14 protein-coding genes and 5 pseudogenes are annotated in these 22,084 nt (G+C 71.3%); 3 read left to right on the top strand and 16 right to left on the bottom strand.

Annotation, left to right across the window (positions count from 1 at the left end; all coding sequences use genetic code 11):
* Positions 1-8: 8 nt before the first annotated feature.
* The 7 genes and pseudogenes from RLT59_RS23560 to RLT59_RS23530 all read right to left on the bottom strand — a co-directional run bounded on the left by RLT59_RS23560 (position 9) and on the right by RLT59_RS23530 (position 7,159).
* Positions 9-1,541: a serine/threonine-protein kinase gene (locus RLT59_RS23560; RefSeq protein ID WP_311305233.1), complete on the bottom strand. Its 1,533-nt coding sequence runs from the start codon at positions 1,539-1,541 to the stop codon at positions 9-11.
* Positions 1,538-2,149, bottom strand: coding sequence for a hypothetical protein (locus tag RLT59_RS23555; protein ID WP_311305232.1), 612 nt, complete (start codon positions 2,147-2,149; stop codon positions 1,538-1,540). The genes RLT59_RS23560 and RLT59_RS23555 overlap by 4 nt, the downstream gene beginning before the upstream one ends.
* Positions 2,150-2,409: 260 nt before the next feature.
* Positions 2,410-3,489 carry an NlpC/P60 family protein gene (locus tag RLT59_RS23550; RefSeq protein WP_311305231.1) on the bottom strand — a complete coding sequence of 360 codons (1,080 nt, stop codon included), beginning with the start codon at positions 3,487-3,489 and terminating at the stop codon, positions 2,410-2,412.
* A 9-nt stretch (positions 3,490-3,498) separates the two neighbouring features.
* Positions 3,499-3,981: a poly-gamma-glutamate biosynthesis protein PgsC/CapC gene (locus RLT59_RS23545; RefSeq protein ID WP_311305230.1), complete on the bottom strand. Its 483-nt coding sequence runs from the start codon at positions 3,979-3,981 to the stop codon at positions 3,499-3,501.
* On the bottom strand, positions 3,978-5,459 hold the full coding sequence (pgsB, locus tag RLT59_RS23540; RefSeq protein ID WP_311305229.1) for a poly-gamma-glutamate synthase PgsB: 1,482 nt from the start codon (positions 5,457-5,459) through the stop codon (positions 3,978-3,980). Before pgsB ends, RLT59_RS23545 begins: the two co-directional genes overlap by 4 nt.
* Before the next feature lie 27 nt (positions 5,460-5,486).
* Positions 5,487-6,224 carry an HNH endonuclease family protein gene (locus RLT59_RS23535; protein WP_311307829.1) on the bottom strand — a complete coding sequence of 246 codons (738 nt, stop codon included), beginning with the start codon at positions 6,222-6,224 and terminating at the stop codon, positions 5,487-5,489.
* Positions 6,225-6,377: 153 nt separating this feature from the next.
* Positions 6,378-7,159, bottom strand: a pseudogene (locus RLT59_RS23530) (hypothetical protein).
* A gap of 51 nt (positions 7,160-7,210) precedes the next feature.
* Here RLT59_RS23530 and RLT59_RS23525 point away from each other — a divergent pair.
* Both RLT59_RS23525 and RLT59_RS23520 read left to right on the top strand, forming a co-directional pair.
* Positions 7,211-7,423 (top strand): annotated as a pseudogene (locus RLT59_RS23525) (TetR-like C-terminal domain-containing protein); the annotation flags it as partial.
* A 101-nt stretch (positions 7,424-7,524) separates the two neighbouring features.
* Positions 7,525-8,814, top strand: coding sequence for an SGNH/GDSL hydrolase family protein (locus RLT59_RS23520; RefSeq protein WP_311305228.1), 1,290 nt, complete (start codon positions 7,525-7,527; stop codon positions 8,812-8,814).
* 89 nt (positions 8,815-8,903) lie between these two features.
* On the opposite strand, the gene RLT59_RS23515 is transcribed toward RLT59_RS23520, so the two are convergent.
* Both RLT59_RS23515 and RLT59_RS23510 read right to left on the bottom strand, forming a co-directional pair.
* The gene (locus RLT59_RS23515; protein ID WP_311305227.1) at positions 8,904-9,683 is read right to left on the bottom strand and encodes a GntR family transcriptional regulator; all 780 of its coding nucleotides are present in this window, start codon (positions 9,681-9,683) and stop codon (positions 8,904-8,906) included.
* Positions 9,680-10,222: a GntR family transcriptional regulator gene (locus RLT59_RS23510; RefSeq protein WP_311305226.1), complete on the bottom strand. Its 543-nt coding sequence runs from the start codon at positions 10,220-10,222 to the stop codon at positions 9,680-9,682. The genes RLT59_RS23515 and RLT59_RS23510 overlap by 4 nt, the downstream gene beginning before the upstream one ends.
* A 161-nt stretch (positions 10,223-10,383) precedes the next feature.
* On the opposite strand from RLT59_RS23510, the gene RLT59_RS23505 reads away from it, so the two are divergent.
* Positions 10,384-10,791 carry an ATP-binding protein gene (locus tag RLT59_RS23505; protein ID WP_311305225.1) on the top strand — a complete coding sequence of 136 codons (408 nt, stop codon included), beginning with the start codon at positions 10,384-10,386 and terminating at the stop codon, positions 10,789-10,791.
* On the opposite strand, the gene RLT59_RS23500 is transcribed toward RLT59_RS23505, so the two are convergent.
* From RLT59_RS23500 to RLT59_RS23470, 7 genes and pseudogenes are all read right to left on the bottom strand, one after another.
* Entirely contained in the window at positions 10,678-12,015 is a 1,338-nt protein-coding gene (locus RLT59_RS23500; protein WP_399126950.1) for an MFS transporter, read from the bottom strand. The genes RLT59_RS23505 and RLT59_RS23500 overlap by 114 nt on opposite strands.
* A gap of 41 nt (positions 12,016-12,056) precedes the next feature.
* On the bottom strand, positions 12,057-12,677 hold the full coding sequence (locus tag RLT59_RS23495; RefSeq protein WP_311305223.1) for an ArsR/SmtB family transcription factor: 621 nt from the start codon (positions 12,675-12,677) through the stop codon (positions 12,057-12,059).
* An 83-nt stretch (positions 12,678-12,760) separates the two neighbouring features.
* The gene (gene mfd / locus RLT59_RS23490) at positions 12,761-16,294 is read right to left on the bottom strand and encodes a transcription-repair coupling factor (RefSeq protein ID WP_311305222.1); all 3,534 of its coding nucleotides are present in this window, start codon (positions 16,292-16,294) and stop codon (positions 12,761-12,763) included.
* Positions 16,295-16,546: 252 nt separating this feature from the next.
* Positions 16,547-19,035: pseudogene (locus RLT59_RS23485) on the bottom strand (ABC transporter permease).
* Positions 19,032-19,820, bottom strand: coding sequence for an ABC transporter ATP-binding protein (locus RLT59_RS23480; protein WP_311305221.1), 789 nt, complete (start codon positions 19,818-19,820; stop codon positions 19,032-19,034). Before RLT59_RS23480 ends, RLT59_RS23485 begins: the two are co-directional and overlap by 4 nt.
* Positions 19,821-20,136: 316 nt before the next feature.
* Positions 20,137-20,478: pseudogene (locus RLT59_RS23475) on the bottom strand (aldo/keto reductase); the annotation flags it as partial.
* Between the two features lie 143 nt (positions 20,479-20,621).
* Positions 20,622-22,046, bottom strand: a pseudogene (locus RLT59_RS23470) (MFS transporter).
* Between the last annotated feature and the right edge of the window lie 38 nt (positions 22,047-22,084).

The raw sequence follows: 22,084 nt of genomic DNA, 5'->3' as shown, positions 1-22,084 counted from the left end.
CCCGCGATTCAGCCGCCCCGGACCTTGCGGCGGCGGTCCAGCTGGCGGCGCAGTTCCGCGGGCAGCGGGTGGTTCGGGCCGTATCTGCGCTCGGTGTCGTAGAGCAGCGACTGGAGTCCGCCGATGGCCGCCGCGTGGTCCCCGAGCGCGAGCAGGAGGTGGCCGATGCGGTGGCGGATCTCGTAGGAGCGGGCCGGATCGTCGCCCGTCGCGTAGCGGTTCTCGTAGTACGGGAGGACGGCGCGGTACTCCGCGAGCGCGGCGGCGGGCTCGCCCAGTTGCTCCAGGCACTGCGCGGTGTCCTGGCGGAACTGGAGGGTCTGCGGGTCGGCGGGACCGGCCTCCGCGGCACGGTCGTCGGCGAGGCGGCGCAGTTCGGGCAGGGCGCGGCGGTACTGGCCGTCGTCCATCAGGGTCGCCGCGTACTGCTTGCGCAGGATGCGGACGACCGGGGAGCTCTCGCCGTGCTGTTCCGCGGCGGCCGGGAGGATGCCGCCGAGCAGGTCGACGGCGTGGGTGATCCGGCCCTCACCGAGGAGTTTCTTGACCTCGTCGACGGCGGCGGCGACATCGGGCCGTGCGGGCGCCGGTGCGGGGGCGGCGGCGGGCGGGGTGGTGACGCGGTCGGGCCACGGGGCGTGCGGGCGCAGGAAGGGGCGGGTCGGGTCGAGCGGTCCGCCGGGTGGTCCGCCGCCCCGGACGGGGAGCAGCGGGGCGAGGCTCTCGTAGACCTCCTGGACGCCGGACGGGCGGTGCTGCGGGTCCTTGGCGAGCAGCCGGAGCACGAGCGCTTCGAGCGCCTCCGGGATGTCGGGCCGGTGCTGCCGGACGGGGGCGGGCGCCTCGTAGAGGTGGCGGTGGAGCACGCCCAGTGCGGTGGAGCCGGCGAACGGCACGTCGCCGGTGAGGAGTTCGTGGAGCAGGACGCCGAGTGCGTACAGGTCGGTGTAGGGGCCGACGGCTCCGCCCATCGCCTGCTCGGGGGCCATGTAGGCCGGGGAGCCGATGGGTGTGCCGGTGTGGGTGAGGCGAGTGGTGTCGGTGTCCAGGACAGAGGCGACCCCGAGGTCCAGGACGAGGACGGTGCCTTCGGGGCGCACCATCACGTTGCGGGGCTTCAGGTCGCGGTGGACGATCGGCACGGCGTGTACGGCGCTCAGGGCGGCGCAGAGCTGGGCGGCGACGGCGACGGCCCACTGCCAGGGGTACGGGGCGTGTTCGGTGAGGTGGTCGGCGAGGTCGGCGCCCTCGACGTAACTCATGACGAGGAAGAGTGCGTCGTCTTCGCTGCCCGCGTCGTGGACGGTGACCAGGCCGGGGTGGTCGACCTGGGCGGTGACCCGGCATTCGCGGACGAAGCGGCTGCGCAGTTCGGCGGCCGCCTCGCTGCCCATGGGCCCGGTGACGCGGTCCGGGCGCAGCAGTTTGACGGCGACCCGGCGGTCCAGTCGCTGGTCGTAGGCCGTCCAGACCTGGCCCATGCCGCCCTGGCCGAGGATGGCCGCCAGCTCGTACCGCCCGCCGATGACGCGACCGCTCACCGGCCTTCCTCCTTGCGGAGGTAGTCGCTCAGCTCGTCGAGTTCGGCGCGGACCTGGTCGATGCGCTGGGGCTGCGGGTGGGGCTGTTGCGGGTACGGGGGCTGGGGGTGGGGCTGTTGCGGGTGCTGGGGCTGTGGGAAGGGCTGCTGCTGGTGCGGGGGCTGCGGGGCGGGGCCCGGATGCGCGTTCACCGGGGTGGTGGTCGCGTACGCGTACCCGGCCGCCGACGCCTGCGGCACGTATCCGCCCATGGCGTGCTGCTTCGCCGCGTGCGGCCCGTAGTGGCGGATTTCCGCGACGAGGTAGTACACGGGAGCGGCCAGCATCGCCAGGAGCAGCAGGGGTATGAGGACGAAGTCGATGCCGTGGGCGTCGCCCTCGTCCCGGCCGATGCCCAGCACGACCGCGACGACGAACGCGAACGCGCCGGCGGTCAGCCACCAGTCGGAGGCCCTGCGGCGCACGAACGCCAGCCGGAGCAGCGGGGCCCAGAGCAGTATCCCGATGGAGAACACCGAGAGCGCGCAGAACAGCACCCGCATCGACACGATCCAGGCCCGCCCCGGGACTCTGGGCGGAACGCTCTGCGGATAACCCGGCGCGTACATGGCTGCTCCTGGACACCTGGTGGTGGAAGGTCCGCGCACACGGGCGTACGCGCAGCTCCGAGGGTAGAGGGCGGCACCGGCGGGCGGACCGGGGTTGCGCGGAACCGTTGTGGTTCCGTACAACCCCGGTCCGTCTCCCGGCACCTCCTAGAGCCTGTCTTCAAACTGCCGTCTGCCGCGCGACGCCATGCACGCACTCTCGCCGCACCTGACGCCGCCCGGCCGCCCTTCGGGCAACGACGGCAGTTTGAAGACAGACCCTAGAGCCGCTTCGCGCTGCGCAGGGTCGCCGCGTAGTAGCCGTTGCCGTCGAGGCGTGAGGTGTCGCCCTTGTCCCCGATGGTCGGGCCGTTCACTTCCTCCCGGCTGGAGACGAAGATCAGGTGGCCGTCCGAGTCGTGGCCCATGTACATGCCGATGTGGTCCAGCCGCTGCCTGGTGCGCTGGTCGAGCTTGAAGAAGACCAGGTCGCCCGGTTGCAGCACGTCGATCGAGGTGGGCCGGTCCGCGGCCGAGATGCCCTTGAGCGGGATGACGTCGGCGCCGAGCTTGGAGCGGGCGATGCCGTTGGCGGTGCGGGGCAGTCCGTCGCCCTGGCCGTCGAGGGGGGCGAGCGGGTAGCGGGCGCGGTAGCCGAAGATCGTCCGCATGAAGCCCGAGCAGTCGATGGACCGGTAGCGGGCCTTGTCGGCCTGGCGGGTGACGCCGTTGCGGAAGGTGTACGGGATGCCCAGGTAGTCGAAGAAGTCCGACTGCTCCAGGCGCAGGTCGTTGCCCTCGCTGCCGACCGGGTTGATCGGTCCGAACTGGGCGTCACCGGCGTAGGGGACGCCCTCGTCGTCCTTCTTGAGGGGCGCGCCCTCGACGTACTGGAAGGCGAAGGCGAACAGGTCGTCCTCCTCGCTGCCGTAGTAGGTCTTGAACCAGTCCTTGAACCACTGCTGCTTCTCGGAGCCCTTCTTCCACTTCTCCGGCATCAGCCGCACCCAGTTCTCCGTGACCACCCGGGACTTGGTGTTGGCGGGCTCGGCGAAGGTGCGGGAGGGGCCGGTGAGTGTGGCGGTGCGGGCGTGGTCGGTGAAGGTGGCGAGGACCTTTCCGCCGGCGTCGCGCAGGACGGAGCGGGCGGGTGCGTTCAGCCGTTCCCAGGTCTCCTTCCCGGACTTCAGCGTGGCTCCCGCCGGCTTGTCCGTGATGGCCTGGACGGCGGGCGCCTTGGCCTGTTCGTCCTTGCGGAGCTCGACGGTGAAGTACGCGCTGGCGGCGAGCAGCGCGACCACCGTGACGCCGTGCAGGATCTGGCGGGGGCGCTTGGACTGCTTGGTACGGGGAGCGGTCATGAGATCACCTCAGGCAGACGGGAGGGCGCCGAGCAGGATGCCGGCGGTCAGGACGACGTAGGCGAGCAGCGAGACCGAGCCGGTGGCCAGCAGCGTCGCGCCCTTCGGCTGGCGGACCAGCTGGTAGGCGACGAGGCCCGGGACGATGAAGCCGAGGGTCTGGTTCGCGTACATCAGGGGGAACTCCACCTGGAGCACGATCATCACGGTCGCCTGGAGGATGACCCCGGTCAGCACCACCGCGGAGAACAGCCGCTTCCCGTAGAGGATGACGACCTTCTGGAGCAGCAGCACCGACACGTAGGTGAGGACGGTGACACCGACCACCATGGCCGCGCGCTGGAGGTCCTCGACGAGGGTCAGCGCCAGCCAGCCCGGGGTGATCATGCCGCCGGGCGAGAGGTTGGTCGTCAGGTAGCAGACCAGGGAGAACATCAGGCCGAGTGCGATGCCGATGGCGGCGATCTCGCGCGTCAGGACGGTGGGGATCAACGGGGGTCTCCTGCGCTGTGCTGCCGGCTCTGCTGGTCTGGGTCCTGCGGTGGGTACGGGGCCGGGGGCTGTTGCCCGGCCGGATGCTGCTCCCCGTGCCGGTAGTTGTACTGGTGCTGGGGGTGCTGGGGGTCCGGGTGCACGGCGGGCTCGAACATGCCGCGCGGCCGGGACCGGGCCGGTACGGGAGCGGGCACGGCGGCCATTGCCTGTGTCTGCTCCGCCGCCTGTTCCGGTGCCTGCGTCTGCGTCTGTGCCTGGTGCGGTGCCGGTTGCGGGGGCTGGACCGTGGGGTGCGGCTGGTAGCGGGTCTCGTACGCCTCCGGGTAGGGCGCGTACGGGTCCAGGTGCGGCCGGTACTGCTGGAGCGGCAGCGTCTCGTCGTGGCGGACGTGCTGCGGGGCGGGCGGGTCCGGCCGCTCGTCCGGGGTCTCCCGCGTCCACTCCTGCGGGGTCTCGCCGGGCTGCTCGTACCCGGTCTCGCGGGACTGCTCGTCCGGGGTCCCGTCGGGGGTCTCGTCCGGGGTCCCGTCCGGGGTCCCGTCGGGCGGCAGTTCGCTGAGGTGCTCCAGCAGCAGTTCGCCCTGGCCGTGGATGTTGCCGATGGCGATCAGCGAGGAGTCGGGCCCGAGGCCGCCGAGCAGTTCGCGCATGAACTCCTCGGGGTCGCGCCGGTCGCCGCCCAGGTCCACCGCGCGGCCGCGCCACTCGGCGGGAATCGCGTCGATGGCGCTCTTGGCCGGGTGACCGATGACGAAGACCTTGTCGGGCTGGAGATCGGGGATGATCTCGCCCATCTGGCCGTTGCGCTCGACCCGGTCGGGGCGGCAGTTGATGACGACGTTCAGCGGGCGGTGCACGGCGCCCAGGTCGAGCAGCTGGTTGACGTTCATCAGCGTGGACTCGGGGTCGTTGGCCGCGAAGACGTTGGCGAACCGCAGCTTCTTGCCGTCCGGCGTCACATACCGCTCGACGGAGAGGACGCCCGGGTCCGGCGGGGCGTCGTACATGCCCTGGAGCGCGGTCTCGCGCTCCACGCCGAGGAGCTCCGCGACCTTCAGCGCGATGGCCACGTTCTCCTTGAACGTGAACCAGCTGAAGCCGCGCAGCTCCGCGTCGCTCACGGTCTCGGGGTCGGCGTGGATCAGCTCGCAGTCGCGGGCGTCGGCCTCCTCCTGGAGGATCGCGAACCGGTCGACCTCCGCGGTGACGCAGATGCCGCCCTCCGGCATCGAGCGGCAGAGCGAGCGCGCCACGTCGTCCAGGGTCGGGCCCATCTCGGCCAGATGGTCCTCGCGGACGTTGCAGAGCACGCCGATCGTGGAGCGGATCAGCTTGGACTGGTTGATCTCCTGGAGCGCCGGCATCACCGCCATGCACTCGATGACCAGCGCCTGCGGGTCGTACGAGGCGGCGCGGCAGCTGGCGCGCGGCGCCCGGCCCACCAGCCCGGAACCGGCCGTCCCGCTGACGGGCACGGGCCCCCGCCCGGCCGGCCGGAACCGTCAGCCGCCGCACAGCTCCAGCATGACCTTCTTGTCGGCCGTGGTGACCGGCAGCCGGTACTTCAGCGAGACCTGGGCGAACCGCAGCGCGTACGAGCAGCGGATCGGCTTGTACGGCGGCAGCCAGGAGGCCGGGCCCGAGTCGCGCTTCGCGTTGTTGGCCGGCCCGTCCACCGGGATGAGGTTGAGCGGGTCGTTGGCGATCTGCTGCCGCTTGGCCTCGTTCCAGTGGGCGGCGCCCATCTGCCAGTCGTACGAGAGCGGCATGACGTGGTCGATCTGGACCTTGGTGGCCTGCTGCTTGCGCCACTCGATGGCCTTGCCGGTGTACGGGTCCTTGAGGGTCATCGAGACGACCACGCACTTCGAACCCGACCGGAGCACGACCTTCTTGCCGTCCCGGACCAGCAGGTCGTTGCGGGTGTCGCAGCCGTTGTGGGAGAGCGGTATGCCGTCGACGGAGTCCTTCCAGGCGTACCCGAACTTGTCCCGCTCGTAGCCGGTCTTGGGGCCACGCCCCTTGGTGGCCACCTTCTCGATGACCTTCCTGGCCGCCGCCCGGTCCTGCTCCGAGGTGAGGGGCGCCAGGCCGGGCTTCGTGCCGTCGGCGTTGTCGAGCGGCCTGGCACCGAAGCCGGTGACCGGCCCGCCGCCGCCGTTCGAGCCGGTGCCCGGCGACTCGGCACCGGAGGTGATCTTCTCGGGGTCGCAGCCCGTCAGAGCCAGCACGGCGGCCATGCCGAAGGCGGGCACAATCACTCGGTATGCGCGGGGAGATATCACTCGAAGCCGTCCTGACGGGGAGATAGCCGAACCAACTCGCGCATTCTACAAACGTCTTCCCCGTCACGACGTGTTCATGACCGCCGTTCACCCCGGATGCGGTCCGAATCACACCTTTCCGATGCCCAGCGTCGTCTCGGACGGCAGCATCCCGGACCCGATCGCCGCCACCCACAACGGGCCCGAGCAACTCCACGAGCCGCTCCCGCTCCTCGCCCGCGAGCTCCCGCCACGGGGCGGCGGCCGCCTCGTCGGTGCGCCGCTCGACCTCGGCTCGCAGCGCCAGGCCCGCCTCCGTCGCCGTACCGTCCTCCGCCAACAGCCCCCGCTTGAGCAGCCGCTGACCGGCCGCCCGCCACTCCTCCCCGCTCCATCATCCCCGGCTCGCGAACACCTCGGGGCCGCCGCGCCGACGGCCGCGAAGGAGGCCAGCGACTCGACCGGGGCGAGCGCCGCGAGATTGCCGTCGCCGCGGTGCTCGCGCAGGACGGTCGCGGCCCGCCAGAGCGCGAGGTGGGGTTCGTCCGGCCAGGGCAGCGCGGCGTTGGCGGCGGCGAGCGGGCGGTCCGCCATGTCGGCCGCATCCGTGACGCGGCGCAGCAGCGCGACGGCCTCCGCCGTGTCCGGGGCGGCGCACACCTCTCCCATCAGCGTCCGGTACGTGCGGTCGACGGCTCCGGTGCGGGCCGCGAGGACGGCGGCGGACGACGCGACGGACCAGGCGGCGGGCACGTACTCGTCCACCATGGCCGGGCTGAAGCTGTGGAAGACCCCGGTGACCCGGGCGGCGCTCGCGTCCCCTAGGGCCTGTCGCCGAGCGCGGCGGCCTCCTAGAAGGCCTCCGGCGCGCAGTAGAGAACAGCGTGCAGGGGCTCCAGGAGGTGCCACATCTGCCGTGCGCGCCCCAACTCCTCGTACGTGTCTCCGCCTTCCGCGTCCCTTCGACGGAACTGCGGGCCGGTGTCAGCGAGCTCCCCGCCGTCCGCCGCGGCGAGAACCCCCGGCTCGCGGGCACGGCCGCCTGGTCCCTGGCCCACGGCTTCGCCACGCTGCTGCTGAGCGGCAACCTGGGCGGCGCGGTGGGCGAGCGGGATCCGGAGGAGGTGTTCCGGGCGCTCACCGCTCTGACGTTCGAGGCGGACGGAACCAACTGAGCCTCGCCCCACGGGAACTGCCCGACGCCTGTCGACGCTTGACCGTGTCGTGCGCACGTGATCGACGACATGGACTTCGGAAGACGACAGGGTGGGGAACCATGAGGACCACGCACGCAACACGGCGCACGGCTGTCACGATGCTGACCGCCGCCGCACTGACGCTCCTGCCGGTCGCCGGCGGGCAGGCCCTCACCGGACCGGCTCATGCCGCGACGGCGTCACAGCGGGACCACGACCACTGGCAGGGCGGCTGGGCGACCTCGCCGCAGGCACCGGCCGCGCCCTTCGCGCCGAACTGGTCGCAGCAGGGCTTCGCGGACCAGACGGTGCGCCAGGTGGTACGGGTCAGCACCGGCGGGACCCGGGCCCGCGTAGAACTGTCCAACCGCTACGGCGGCAGCCCGCTGCGGCTCACCGGCGCGACCGTGGGCCGTACGGACAACGGGTCCTCGGTCAGGGCGGGTTCGCTCCGGCAGCTGTCCTTCGGGGGGCACCGCTCGGCGACCGTACCGGCGGGCGCGGAACTGACCAGTGACGCCCTGCCGTTCAGGACCGAGGCCCTTGAGTCGCTGACCGTCACGCTGTACCTGGCCGAGCCGACCGGCCCGGCCACCTTCCATCTGATCTCCTTGTCCACGAGCTACCGGGCGCGGGGCGACCACCGCTCCAACCGCGCGGGCACGGCGTTCACGGAGACCAGCGACTCCTCGTACTACCTGACCGGCGTCGAGGTCAGCGGCGGCCGGACGGCGCGCGGCAACGGCGTGGTGGCCTTCGGTGACTCCATCACCGACGGCGCCGGGTCCACCCTGGACGCGGACAACCGCTACCCCGACGAGCTGGCCGAGCGCTTCGCCGCCACCGGCAGGCCGCGCAGCGTCGTCAACCAGGGGATCTCCGGCAACCAGGTCACCCAGGACACGGACTGGGCCGGAGAGAAGGCGGTGGTCCGCTTCCGCAAGGACGTACTCGGTGAACCCGGCGTGGGCACGGTCATCGTGCTGGAGGGCATAAACGACATCGGCGCCGGCGGCACGGGCGCGGTGGGCACCCCCAGCCCCGAGGTCTCCGTCGCCCAGCTCATCGCCGGACACCGCTCACTGATCCGCCAGGCCCACGCCAAGGGCATCAGGGCGATCGGCGCGATCCTCACCCCCATCGGCGGCTCGGCCTACGACAGCCCCGCCAACGAGGCCAAGCGCGTGGCCGTCAACTACTGGATCCGCACCTCCGGCGAGTACGACGCGGTGGCCGACCTCGACCACGCCACGGCCGACCCCGCCAACCGGACCAGGATCGCCCCCGCCTACGACTCGGGCGACCACCTCCACCCGAACGACGCGGGCTACCACGCGATGGCCGGGTCGCTGGACCTGAACGGCCTCTGACGGCCCGGCCCCGGCCCCGCTGCCAGCCGGCGGCGGGGCCGGGGTACGCCTCGGGTGGACAGAGCCGTGGCACCGCTCCCCGTCCCCGCTCACCCCGCCGTGAACTCGTACTGCAACTCATACAGATGGCCGGCCTTCACCATGACGGTCGCCTCAATGGGACGTTCGGCCTCGCTGTAGACGACGCGCAGCGTCCGCAGAACGGGCAGTCCACCGGGCAGCCGCAGCGCCTGGTACTGCTCATGGGTGGGTACCCGCGCCGAGACCCGGTCCACGCTGAGTCGCGGCGGGTAGCCCAGTTCCGCGAGCAGGGTGGGTGTGCCGCCGGGGATCTTTCGGCGCCCCGTCATCGCCGTACCGGCGACGATCTCCAGTGGGTAGTACGACGCCACGAGTTCGACCGGTTCGTCATCGACCACGAGAAGCTGACGCCGCAGAAGTGCCATGCCACGGTCAGGCAGGCGAAGGGCCTCGGCGACGTCCGCCGGGGGTTCGCACTCGGCCACCTCAAGCAGCGTGCTGTGCGCGCGGGAGCCCGTCTTGGCGGCCTCGGTCAGCCAGCGGTACGGCTCTCCCGAACCCGCCGGTGCCATGTACGAGGCCGGGCGGACCGTTCGCTGGCGATGCTCGCGGACCGTTACGGCGGCACCGGCCCTGCCGATCACCAACTGTTCCTCCTTGAGCAGTTGCAGAGCCTTCTGCACAGTCGCGTTCGAGGCACCGAACCGTTCCTTGAGGTGCACGGTGGACGGCAGACTGGCGCCGGGGGCGAGATCTCCGCTCATGATCTCGTCCCTGAGGTCGGCCGCGATCCGTTCGTGCAGCGAGCGGCGGTCGACGGCATCCGCTTCGGGTCTGGGCACAGTCATCCGATCCTGATCTCGTACCGCAGCTTCTGGCGTCGCGGCGGCATCGCCATGATGTCGACCTGGATGGGCCGGTCCCCGTCGTTCAGCGTGAGCCGGGTCAGTTGCAGCACAGGTTCCTCTGTCGCCAGCCGCAATTGCTCCCGCTCATGTGCGGTCGCCGGCCGCGCGGTCACGTCCTCGCGCACCCGGACGCCCACATGTCCCAGGTCCGCGAGCAGCCTGACCGCTCCGCCCGGGATCTTGGCGGTACCGGCCAGACCGGTACCGCCCGCGATGTCCACGGGGTAGTACGTATCCGTCAACTCGCACGGTTCACCGTCGAGAAACATGATCCTGCGCCGAGCGACGACGCGCTGCCCGGCGGACAGCCCCAGCAGCTCCGCGACCGCTTCCGGCGCCTCCACCTCGCCCGCCTGAACGATGCGCTGACTACCCCGACGCCCCTCGGCGGCGGCTTCCGCAGCCCACGCGTCAACCGGAGCTCCGGAAGGCGCGGCGAGATAAGGCACCGAAGTACTGATCCATTCACTGCCGCCCATGCCGTTCTCCTCCGCAGCCAACATCAAGACCCGCACCAGCCTGCCGCATCACACGGTAGGCGACCCAGGCGGCGCCCTCAGCGATTTCATCTTGCCGCTTTTCGCGAATAGCAATACAGTCACCACCACACTGCGTTCCGCGAGCAAGGCGGTGAACCACCGTGTCCCTGTCTCAGCAACGACGCTTTCCCCGCAGGCGCACCTCTGTTGGTGCCTCACGCGACTTCGTCACCAGCACCCTCCTCAAGTGGGAGCTCCGCCCCTTGGTCGAGGACATAGAGCTGTGCGTGTCAGAGCTCGCCACCAATGCGTTGCTGCACGGGGTGCCGCCCGGCCGCGAATTCAGTGTCGGAATCCATCGGAGCGAGGAACTGGTGCGCCTGGAGGTCCGCGACAGCGGGCCCGGCCTGCCGGTGGTTCAGCAACCCGACGACGACGCGTGCTCAGGACGCGGGTTACACCTGGTACGCGAAATCGCCGATGACTTCGGGGTCGACGATCACGTCGTCGGCAGGACCGTACGGCTGATCTTCAAGACCTCGACCGCGCCTGAGCCCGCACCCTCGTGACCGCCGCATCAGCCGGCCACCGGCCGGCTCTCGCCCTCCGCCTCGCCAACCGCGCTCGCGGCGTCGTCCGGCGAGGGTGGCGAGCAGGCCGCCCGCGACGGCGCCGAGGGGGCGGATGCCGTAGTTGATCGTGCTGTACGCCCCCGCGACGCGGCTGCGCATGCGGTCGGGGATCACCGAGGCCTGGAGGGAGTTGAGGTCGATGTCGAACAGCATGACGCCGAATCCGGAGAGGAACTCCGCCCCGGCCGGCGCGCCCGCGCGGAGCCAGACGGGGCCGTCCGCCGCCGCCGCGATGGCGATCGGCGCCGGGAAGAGGACCGCGCCCGCGACGATGCTGCGCCCCACGCCCAGTCGCCGTGAGATCGCGGGGGCGCACACCGCGCCGAGCAGGGCGCCGGTCGCCCCCACCCCGAGCGCGAGGCCGATCGTGCCCGCCGAGAGGCCCAGGCTCCGGCTGGCGAACAGCACGAGGAGCCCGCTGCCCGCCACGAACGTGAAGAAGTTGACGGTGGCCGCGCAGCCGAGCGAGGCCCTCAGCACCGGGTGACGCACGACGAACGCCAGGCCTTCCCCGGCGCGCCGTGCCAGGGAGGGTGCGTCCTTGTCCCTGGTGGCCGGTGGCGGTTCGTCGTCCGGGATCCCGCCGATCAGCACCGCGGAGGCCAGGAAGGTCAGCGCGTCCACCACGATGGCCACGGGTGCGGTGAGCGCCTGGACCAGAGCGCCGCCGATCGCGGGGCCGGCGACGTACGACGCCGAACGACTGGTGCTGAGCTTGCTGTTCGCGTCCACGTAGGAGGCGCGCGGGACGAGACGTACGAAGAACGGCGGGTAGGAGGTGTTGAACAGCACCCCGGCCGCGCCCGCCAGCACCGCCACGGCGTACAGGTGCGCGAGCGTCACCGCGCCGAGCGCGTAGGCGGCCGGCAGACTCAGCAGGACTCCCGCGCGCAGGAGGTCCGCGAGAATCATCAGGCGGCGTTTGCGGGGCTGTTGGTCGACCCAGGCGCCCAGAAGGATCGCGAGCAGGTTGGGGGTCCAGATGAGTGCGGTCAGCCAGGCCACCTGGTTGGCCGAGGCGTTCAGCGCGCCGACGGCGATCAGGGGCAGGGCCAGTTCGGTGATCCGGTCACCGAACTGCGAGACGGAGTTGCCCGCCCAGAACCGGGTGAACCGCCTGTCCCGCCACAGCGACACCGGCAGCGGCACCGACCGCGATATGGCGGGGCTCCCGTCCGCGCCCGACGCCCCGTCCGTGCCGTTCACGGCGTCCGCTCCGCCGGGGTCTGCGCCGGTTCCCCTTCGCCCTCCGGCAGGGCGTAGCGCATCAGCACGACGTCACGGCTGCCGTCCGGGCGGTCGGCCGGGTCGCGGGTGACGTAGGGCGCGAGGACGCGCTCGATCCCGTCCTGGATGGCGGCGAGTTCCTCCGCGGAGACCCTGATCCGGGTGTTGGCGAGCCCTGCGGACCTGCGCCACGCGGGATCGAGTCCGGGCTCGACCTCGGCCGACCAGCGGACCGGGGCGTCCGCGTAGCGCAGGAACATCTGCCGTGAGAGCTCCCGGGCGGTCGAGCGGCCCTCGTCGTCCGCCGGGTCCTGCGACTCCTCGAACCGGAATCCGCGCGCCACCGCCTCCCAGCGCCGGCTGCGGCGGTCGGGGCCGGGCGCGCTGTCCCGTACCAGGCCGAACGTCGCGAGGTGCCGCAGGTGCCAGCTGGTCACCGAAGGGGTCGCCCCGACGTCCGGCGCCAGCTCGGTGGCGGTCGCCGGACCGTCCCGGCCCAGCCGTTCGAGGATCGCGAGGCGCACGGGGTGCGCCAGGGCGCGCATCGTCTGCGGGTCGGTGATCTCGACATCGCCCAGGGAGTTGGTGAAGTCCATGACGTGAGAGCATCCTCTCACATATTGTGAGAGTCCACTCTCACGTTCATGGCCTCTGCCGGGCGGCCCCGCGCCGGACCCCCTCAGGACCCCAGAATTGTCGTCAGGAACTCCCCCGTCCACGCCAGGAGTTCGCGCCCCACCACCGGCTTGCCGCCGATCCGGCCGGCCGTCGGGCGCGGGACCAGGATCTGGTGGAGGGCCGGCTTGATGATCGTCTTGGGGTGGAGGCGCTTCAGGCGCAGCTCCTGCGATTCGCGCAGCTCCACCGGGGCGAAGCGGATGTTCTGCCCCTGGAGCACGATGTCGCTGACGCCGCAGGCGCGGGCCAGCATGCGCAGGCCCGCCACCAGGAGGAGGTTCTCGACCGGCTCCGGGAGCTTGCCGTAGCGGTCGGTCAGCTCCTCGCGGACCGCCCGGATGTCGTCCTCCGAGGTGGCCGAGGCGATCGAGCGGTAGGCCTGGAGGCGGAGCCGCTCGCCGGGAGCGTAGTCGTGCGGGATGTGCGCGTCGACCGGAAGCTCGATCTTGACCTCCGGCGGCGCTTCCTCCTCCTCCGCGCCGCCCTCCAGCGCGGACCGGTAGCCGGCGACCGCCTCACCGACCATGCGGATGTACAGGTCGAAGCCGACGCCCGCGATGTGACCGGACTGCTCGCCGCCCAGCAGGTTGCCGGCGCCCCGGATCTCCAGGTCCTTCATGGCCACGTACATGCCCGCGCCCATCTCGGTGTGCTGGGCGATCGTGGCCAGGCGCTCGTGGGCCGTCTCGGTCAGCGGCTTCTCCGGCGGGTAGAGGAAGTAGGCGTAGCCCCGGTCGCGGCCACGGCCGACGCGGCCGCGCAGCTGGTGGAGCTGGGAGAGGCCGAAGTTGTCGCCGCGCTCCACGATCAGGGTGTTGGCGTTGGAGATGTCGATGCCGGACTCGACGATCGTGGTGGAGACCAGGACGTCGAACTTCTTCTCCCAGAAGTCCACCACCACCTGCTCCAGGGCCTGTTCGGACATCTGGCCGTGGGCCGTCGCGATCCGGGCCTCCGGGACGATCTCGCGCAGCCGGGCGGCGGCCCGGTCAATCGACTCGACGCGGTTGTGGATGTAGAACGCCTGGCCCTCGCGGAGCAGTTCGCGGCGGATGGCCGCGCCGATCTGCTTCTCCTCGTACGGGCCGACGAAGGTGAGGACGGGGTGGCGCTCCTCCGGCGGGGTGGTGATCGTCGACATCTCGCGGATGCCGGTGACCGCCATTTCGAGCGTACGGGGGATGGGCGTCGCGGACATGGTCAGCACGTCCACGTTGGCGCGGAGCTTCTTCAGCTGCTCCTTGTGCTCGACACCGAAGCGCTGTTCCTCGTCGACGATGACCAGGCCCAGGTCCTTGAACTTCGTCTCGGAGGAGAAGAGCCGGTGGGTGCCGATGACCAGGTCGACGGAGCCCTCGCGCAGCCCTTCGAGCGTCGCCTTGGACTGCGACTCGGACTGGAAGCGGCTCAGCGCCCGTACGTTGACGGGGAACTGGGAGTACCGCTCGGTGAACGTGCCGTAGTGCTGCTGGACCAGGAGGGTCGTGGGGACGAGGACGGCGACCTGCTTGCCGTCCTGGACCGCCTTGAAGGCCGCGCGCACCGCGATCTCCGTCTTGCCGTAGCCGACGTCACCGCAGATCAGCCGGTCCATGGGCACGGACTTCTCCATGTCCTCCTTGACCTCGGCGATGGTGGAGAGCTGGTCGGGCGTCTCCGCGTGCGGGAAGGCGTCCTCCAGTTCGCGCTGCCAGGGAGTGTCCGGTCCGAAGACATGGCCGGGGGCCGCCATCCGGGCGGCGTAGAGCTTGATCAGGTCGCCGGCGATCTCCTTGACGGCCTTCTTGGCGCGGGCCTTCGTCTTGGTCCAGTCGGCGCCGCCGAGCCGGTGCAGGGTGGGCGCCTCGCCGCCGACGTACTTGGTGACCTGCTCCAGCTGGTCGGTCGGGATGTAGAGCCGGTCGCCGGGCTGGCCGCGCTTGGCGGGGGCGTACTCGACGAGGAGGTACTCACGGGTGGCGCCCTGCACCGTGCGCTGCACCATCTCGATGTAGCGGCCCACGCCGTGCTGCTCGTGGACGATGTAGTCGCCCGTCTCCAGCGTCAGCGGGTCGATGCTCTTGCGGCGGCGGGCCGGCATCCGGCCCAGGTCCTTGATGGCGGTGCGCTGGCCGGTCAGGTCCGTCTCGGTCAGGACGGCGAGCTTGAGCTCGGGGTCGACGAAGCCGTAGTCGATGGCGCCGCAGGAGACGTGCACCAGGGACGGCGAGATCTCGCCCAGGTCCGCGTCGAGACGGGCCGGGATGCCCTCGCCGCCCAGCACCTCGACGGTACGGGAGGCGAGGCCCTGGCCCTCGGTGACGTACACCGTGCGCCAGCCGTCGGCCAGCCAGCCCTTGGTGTCCGCGAGCGCGCGGGCGGTGTCGCCCCGGTACGCCTCGGGGGCGTGCATCCGGAGCTTGAGGGTGTCCTCGTCCACCTCGTCGTCGGCGGCGAACGGGGAGATCGACCACCACATCATCTCCAGCTCGCGGGCCCGGTCCCGGACGTCCGCGATGCCGCGCAGCGAGGCCGCGCCGACGTCGATCGGGGCCTCGCCGCCGCCCGCGGTGGCCGCCCACGACGCCTGGAGGAACTCCTGGCTGGTGGCGACCAGGTCCGCGGCCCTGGTGCGGACCCGCTCGGGGTCGCAGACCACGGCCATCGAGCCCTCGGGCAGCACGTCGATCAGCAGCTCCATCTCGTCGACGAGGACCGGGGCGAGCGACTCCATGCCCTCCACCGCGATGCCCTCAGCGATCTTGTTGAGGAGTTCGCCCAGCTCGGGGTGGCGTTCCGCGAGCGCGGCGGCCCGCTCGCGGACCTGGTCCGTCAGCAGCAGCTCACGGCAGGGCGGCGCCCACAGCCCGTGGTCCGCGATCTCCAGGGACCGCTGGTCGGCGATCTTGAAGTAGCGGATCTCCTCGACGTCGTCGCCCCAGAACTCCACCCGGAGGGGGTGTTCCTCGGTCGGCGGGAAGACGTCCAGGATGCCGCCGCGCACCGCGAACTCGCCGCGCTTCTCGACCAGCTCCACCCGGGAGTACGCGGCGGCCGCGAGCGCCTCGACCGTCTCCCCGAGATCGGCGCTCTGGCCGATCCGCAGCGCCACGGGTTCCAGGTCGCCGAGCCCCTTGACCTGCGGCTGGAGCACGGACCGCACCGGGGCGACGACGACGGAGACCGGCCCGGTCTCCGGGTCGTCCTGCCGGGGGTGCGCCAGGCGCCGCAGTACGGCGAGGCGGCGGCCCACGGTGTCGGAGCGGGGCGAGAGCCGCTCGTGCGGCAGCGTCTCCCAGGACGGGAACTCCGCGACCGTGTCCGGCGGCAGCAGCGTGCGCAGCGCCGCCGCTAGGTCCTCGGCCTCCCGGCCGGTCGCGGTGACGGCGAGCACGGTCCGCCCCGCGTCCCTGGCGAGCGCCGCCACCGCGAAGGGCCTGGCGGCAGGCGGTCCCACCAGGTCGATGTGCATCCGGTGGCTGTCCCCGGCGGCCTTCACCGCTTCGGACAGTGCCGGGTCACGTACGACGACATCCAGCAGACCGTGCAGGCTCATGAAGGGCTTCCGTCCGGGTAACGAGGGTGAGGGTCCGGCAGCCGGCTGCTGCCAGGGGCAACGCGAAGGGCCCGACACGTAGCACGGGCCGGGGTTCCAGCGTACGACTCCGGTCGGACAGCCGCTCCCGCAACAGGCACCGGGGCCACCTCGCGCGGGCCCCGGTACCCCGCTCGCGGGCACACGGATCCGGCCCCGGGCGTTTGGAGGAACGCCCGGGGCCGGATCCGTGAGTCTACGTGGACCGCCGTCTCACCCGTCCGTGGCGATGGCGTTCAGGACGTTCATCCGGCCGGCCCGGAAAGCGGGGACCAGGGCGGCGAACAGTCCGACGAAGGCCGAGGCGACGAAGACCGTGATGATGGTCGGCCACGGGATCTCCAGGACGCCGAGGCCCTCCAGGGCCAGCAGCTTCTGGGCCGAGGTGCCCCAGCCCATCCCGAGGCCGAGTCCGAGCAGGGCGCCGAACAGGGCGATGACCACGGATTCCAGCCTGATCATGCGGCGCAGCTGGCGGCGGGAGAGGCCGATGGCGCGCATCAGGCCGATCTCGCGGGTCCGCTCGACGACCGACAGGGCCAGGGTGTTCACGACACCGAGGACCGCGACGATGATCGCCAGGGCGAGCAGCCCGTACACGATGTTCAGGAGCTGGCCGATCTGGTCCTTCAGGTCCTGCTTGAAGTCGGCCTGGTTCTGCACCTTGTACTGCGGGTACTCGGCGAGCGAGCTCTTGAGGGCGGCGTAGGCCTCCTTCTCCTTGCCGTCCTGCGCCTTGGCGAACATGATCACGTTCTTGGGCATCTTGTCGGCGGGGACGTACTTCTCGGCGGTCGAGGTGTTCAGGTACATCGCGCCCTGGTCCACGCTCGTGTCGTCCGAGGTGATCGCGGCGACCTTGAGCTTGGCCGTCTCGCCCGCCTTGAACGCGAAGGTGATCGTGTCACCGACCTTGATGCCGTGCTTGGTGGCGTATTCGTCCCCGACGGACATGGCGTTCTTGCCGTAGGCAGCGGGCAGGTCGCCCGCGACGGTCTCGCGCCGCAGGTCCTGCGGGTACGTCGGGTCGGCGGCGGTCGTCAGCGCCTTCGCGGCCTGCGGGACGATCAGCTGGCCGGTGGACGACTGCACGATGAAGTCGGCGCCCACCGACTTGTCCAGCTCGTCGGTGGCGGAGGCGACCATGGAGGAGCCGACCACCGAGAGGCAGGCCACCAGAGCGAGGCCGATCATCAGGGCCGCCCCGGTGGCTCCGGTGCGCCGCGGGTTGCGCAGCGCGTTGCGCTCCGCCAGCCGGCCGACCGGTCCGAAGAACCGGAGGACGACGACGCTGAGCGCCCGTACGACGACGCCGGCGAGCAGCGGGCCGATCACGATGAAGCCGATGAGGGTGAGGACCACGCCCAGGCCGAGGAAGGCCGAGCCGTCGCTCGACTTGTCCGCCTGGGTGGTCGCCCACAGGGCCGCCGCACCCGCGCCGGTCAGGACCAGGCCGATGCCGGCCCTGATCCAGCCGGACTTGGCGTCCGCCGGGGTGCCGGAGTCGCGCAGAGCGGCCATCGGGGAGACCTTGCCGGCCCGGCGGGCCGGGATGTACGCGGCGAGGACGGTCACGATGATGCCGAGCGCCAGCCCGGTCACCGGGGTCGTCCAGGCGATGGTGAGGTCCTGGGTGGACAGCTCCATGCCCACCGCGCCCATGACCTTCATCAGGCCGACGGCGAGGCCGACCCCGGCGGCGACGCCGAGGATCGATCCGACGATGCCGAGGAGCACCGCCTCCAGGAGCACGGACCGGTTGACCTGCTTGCGGCTGGAGCCGATGGCCCGCATCAGGCCGATCTCGCGGGTGCGCTGGGCGACCAGCATCGAGAAGGTGTTGACGATCAGGAAGATGGCGACGAGGAAGGCGATCCCGGCGAAGCCGAGCATCGCGTACTTCATGACGTCGAGGAAGGAGCCCATGGAGTCCCTGTCGGCGTCCGCGGCCTCCTTCTGGGTCTGGAGCTTGTACGCGGCGGAGCCGTCCAGGGCGGTGGCGACGTTCTTCTTCAACTGGGCGTCGCCGACGCCCGGTTCCGCGGTGACGGAGATCTGGGTGAAGGCGTCGGGGCTGCCGAGGAGCTTCTGCTGGGCGGTGGCGGTGTCGAGGTAGACGATGGCCGCGCCCGGGTTGGTGACCTTGAAGGTGGCGATGCCGCTGATCTTCGCGCGGACGTCGCCGGTGACGGCGATGGTGCGCAGTTCGTCACCGATCTTCAGGTGGTGCTTGTCCGCGGTGTCGGCGTCGACCATGATCTCGGTCGGGCGGCGCGGGCGTGGCCGGAGGTGATCTCCATGGAACGCAGGTCGTTCCGCGTCCAGTTGCCGGCGATCGTGGGGGCCCCGGTGTCGGAGCCCATGTTCTTGTTGTGGCTGTCGACGACGGTGACCGCCGAGCTGGAGACGGCGCCCTCGGCCTTCTTCACCCCGTCGGCCTTCTCGACCTGTGCGACGACGGAGGCGGGCAGCGACTCGGGCTTGCCGTTCTCCGGGGTGTCGTCGGCCTTGGCCGCCTTCGGGCTGACCGTGACGTCGGCAGAGGTCGCGGCGAAGAGCTTGTCGAACGTGGTGTTCATCGTGCCGGTGAAGACGAGCGTGCCGCAGACGAACGCCACCGACAGCAGGACGGCGACGGCGGAGAGCGCCATCCGGCCCTTGTGCGCGAAGAAGTTGCGCATCGAGGTCTTCCAGACGGTCATGAGGTCCGCCCGCGCGCGTCGAAGTCCTTCATCCGGTCCAGCACCTGGTCGGCGGTCGGGTGGAGCATCTCGTCGACGATGCGCCCGTCCGCGAGGTACAGCACCCGGTCCGCGTAGGAGGCGGCGACCGGGTCGTGGGTGACCATGACGATGGTCTGGCCCAGCTCGTCCACGGACTTGCGCAGGAAGTCGAGCACCTCCGCGCCGGCCCGCGAGTCCAGGTTCGCGGTCGGCTCGTCACCGAAGATGATCTCCGGCTGGGCGGCGAGCGCCCGCGCCACCGCGACCCGCTGCTGCTGGCCGCCGGAGAGCTCGGCCGGCCGGTGCTTCAGCCGCTCCGAGAGGCCCACGGTCTCCACGACCTGCCGCAGCCAGGCGGCGTCCGGCTTGCGGCCGGCGATGTCCATCGGGAGCGTGATGTTCTCCAGCGCGTTGAGCGTCGGCAGCAGGTTGAACGCCTGGAAGATGAACCCGATCCGGTCGCGCCGGAGCTGGGTCAGCTTCTTGTCCTTGAGGCCGATGATCTCGGTCTCGGCTAGGTGGATCTGCCCGGAGGTGACGGTGTCGAGTCCGGCCAGGCAGTGCATCAGCGTCGACTTGCCGGATCCGGACGGGCCCATGATCGCGGTGAACTGGCCGCGTGCGATGTCCACATCGACATGGTCGAGGGCGACGACCCGGGTCTCTCCGACCCCGTACGCCTTGACGACCTGCCGCGCCCGCGCAGCAACGGCCGTACGCCCTCCAGTGCCCTCGTGCCTGGGAATGGTCACAGCCGTTGTCACGGTTTATCTCCTATGTCGGTCAGCTCCTGGCGGTCGTCGTCTGCGCCGGGTGGTCGCTGTCTGCTCTGAAGCCTGTCGGCCCGAGGGGGTCCGGCGCGCTGGTGCCCAGCGCAGTCTTCGGGTGGGGTTTTCCCCACCCTGCTCCCTGCGGTCTGCCGCAATCGCGGTGTGTGAAACACGCTACGGAGAGGACGGCACCGACCACGTCCTCCGCCGGGAGGAACGATCCCTGGGCGGAAGTAAGGAGCTACCCCTAGGGCCTGTCAGGGACTGGTCCCAAGGGTGCACACCCTTGGGGCCCTTCGGGGCAGTCGCGCTAGCGGGCGCCCTCCAGTCGCGTCAGCTCCGCCTCGCTCAGCTTGAGCCCGGCGGCCAGCGCCGAGTCCTGGACCGATGCCGGACGGCTGGCTCCGGGCACCGGGATCACCGCCGGGGAGCGGGCCAACAGCCATGCCAGGGCGACCTGTTGGGGGCTGACCCGGTGATCGGCGGCGATGTCGTGGAAGGCGGTGCCCGCGGAGGTCGGGCCCGCCGGGCCGTCCAGCGAGCTTCGGGTGATGCCGCCCAGCGGGCTCCAGGGCAGGAAGGCGAGGCCCAGTTCCGCACTCAACCGGAGCTCGGGCTCGCCGCCGCGCACCGCGGGTGAGTACTCGCGCCGTCCCGGCCCAGCCACCGGCTCCGGCGCGCACATCGGCGTGGCCACGCTCGGCCACCGCCGCACCCGCCTCCAGGTCACGGCTCTGGTCCGGGCCCTCCAGAGGCAGGCGGCAGCGCTGGGCGAGGGGTGAGCGGGGGGCGTGGTCAGCCCCTGGCCGGGGCCACCTCCGGCGAGGCGGCCGCGTCGGTCTTCCCGCCGGTGGCCGAAGCGCGGACGGCCGGGATGAACGTCGAGATCACCGCCGCGATGACGGCGACAGCGCAGCCGAACACCAGGCCCGTTCGGAACCCGGCCTCCGAGGTGAGGCTGAAGCCGCCCGTCTCCGTCGTCATCTGCGAGAGGACCGCGCCGATCACGGCGGCGCCGATCGAGGTGCCGAGCGCGCGCATGAGGGTGTTGAACCCGTTGGCGGCGGCGGTCTCGGACGCCGGGACCGCGCTCATGATCAGGGCGGGCATCGCGCCGTAGGCGAGGCCGACACCGCTGCTGCTGACCATCAGGAACAGCATCAGGCCCCAGGCGGAGCCCATCAGCAGGATGCCGAGGCCGTAGGCAGCCGCGATCACCAGCACCCCGCTGATCAGGGTGAACTTGGGCCCGCGGGCGTCGGTGAGCTTCCCGCCCAGCGGGGAGACGATCATCATCATGATGCCGCCGGGGGCCATCCACAGGCCCGCCGCGAGCATCGACTGGCCCAGTCCGTAGCCGGTGGCCTCGGGGAACTGCAGCAGCTGCGGCGCGATCAGCATGCCCGCGTACATGCCGAAGCCGACGAAGAGCGAGGCGATGTTGGTGATGAGCACCCGGGGGCGGGCCGTGGTGCGCAGGTCCACCAGCGGGTCCCTGGTGCGCAGTTCCCAGAATCCCCAGGCCAGCAGCACCACGACGGAGGCGACGAACAGGCCGACCGTCGTCGTGGAGGTCCAGCCCCACTCGGCGCCCTTGGAGACGGCGAGGAGCAGGCAGACCAGGCCGAGGGCGAGACCGAGGGCGCCGGGCACGTCGAACCGCTGCCCCTTGGCGCCGGCCGGGACGTCCGGGATCAGGAACCAGATCAGTGCGGAGATGGGGAGGGCGAGGGCCGCGGAGCCCCAGAACAGCACCCGCCAGTTCGCGTACTGGGCGACCGCGGAGGCGATCGGCAGGCCGAGGGCGCCGCCGATGCCGAGGGAGGCGCTCACCAGGGCGATGGAGGAGCTCAGCTTCTCCTTCGGCACCACGTCACGCAGCAGGGCGATACCGAGCGGCACCATGCCCATGCCCATGCCCATGCCCTGCAGACCGCGTCCGATGATCATCGGGACGACGGAGGACGCGAGGGCGCACACCACGGAACCGATGAACAACGGCACCGAGCACACCAGCAGCATCCGGCGCTTGCCCAGCAGGTCGCCCAGCCGCCCGGAGACCGGCACGCACACCGCCTAGACCAGCAGGGTGACCGTGATCACCCAAGTGGCGTTGGAGCTGGACGTGTTGAGGAGCTGCGGCAGCTCCGCGATGAGCGGCGTGACCAGGGTCTGCATGACGGCCGCCACGGTTCCGGCGAACGCGAGCGTCGCGACCACACCGCCCGTTCCGGCTGTCGGCTGGGGGCATCCATGAG

Origin of the sequence: Streptomyces sp. ITFR-6 (assembly GCF_031844725.1) — a bacterium.
Lineage (GTDB): Bacteria > Actinomycetota > Actinomycetes > Streptomycetales > Streptomycetaceae > Streptomyces.
This window is presented reverse-complemented; position numbering and strand designations above follow the sequence as displayed.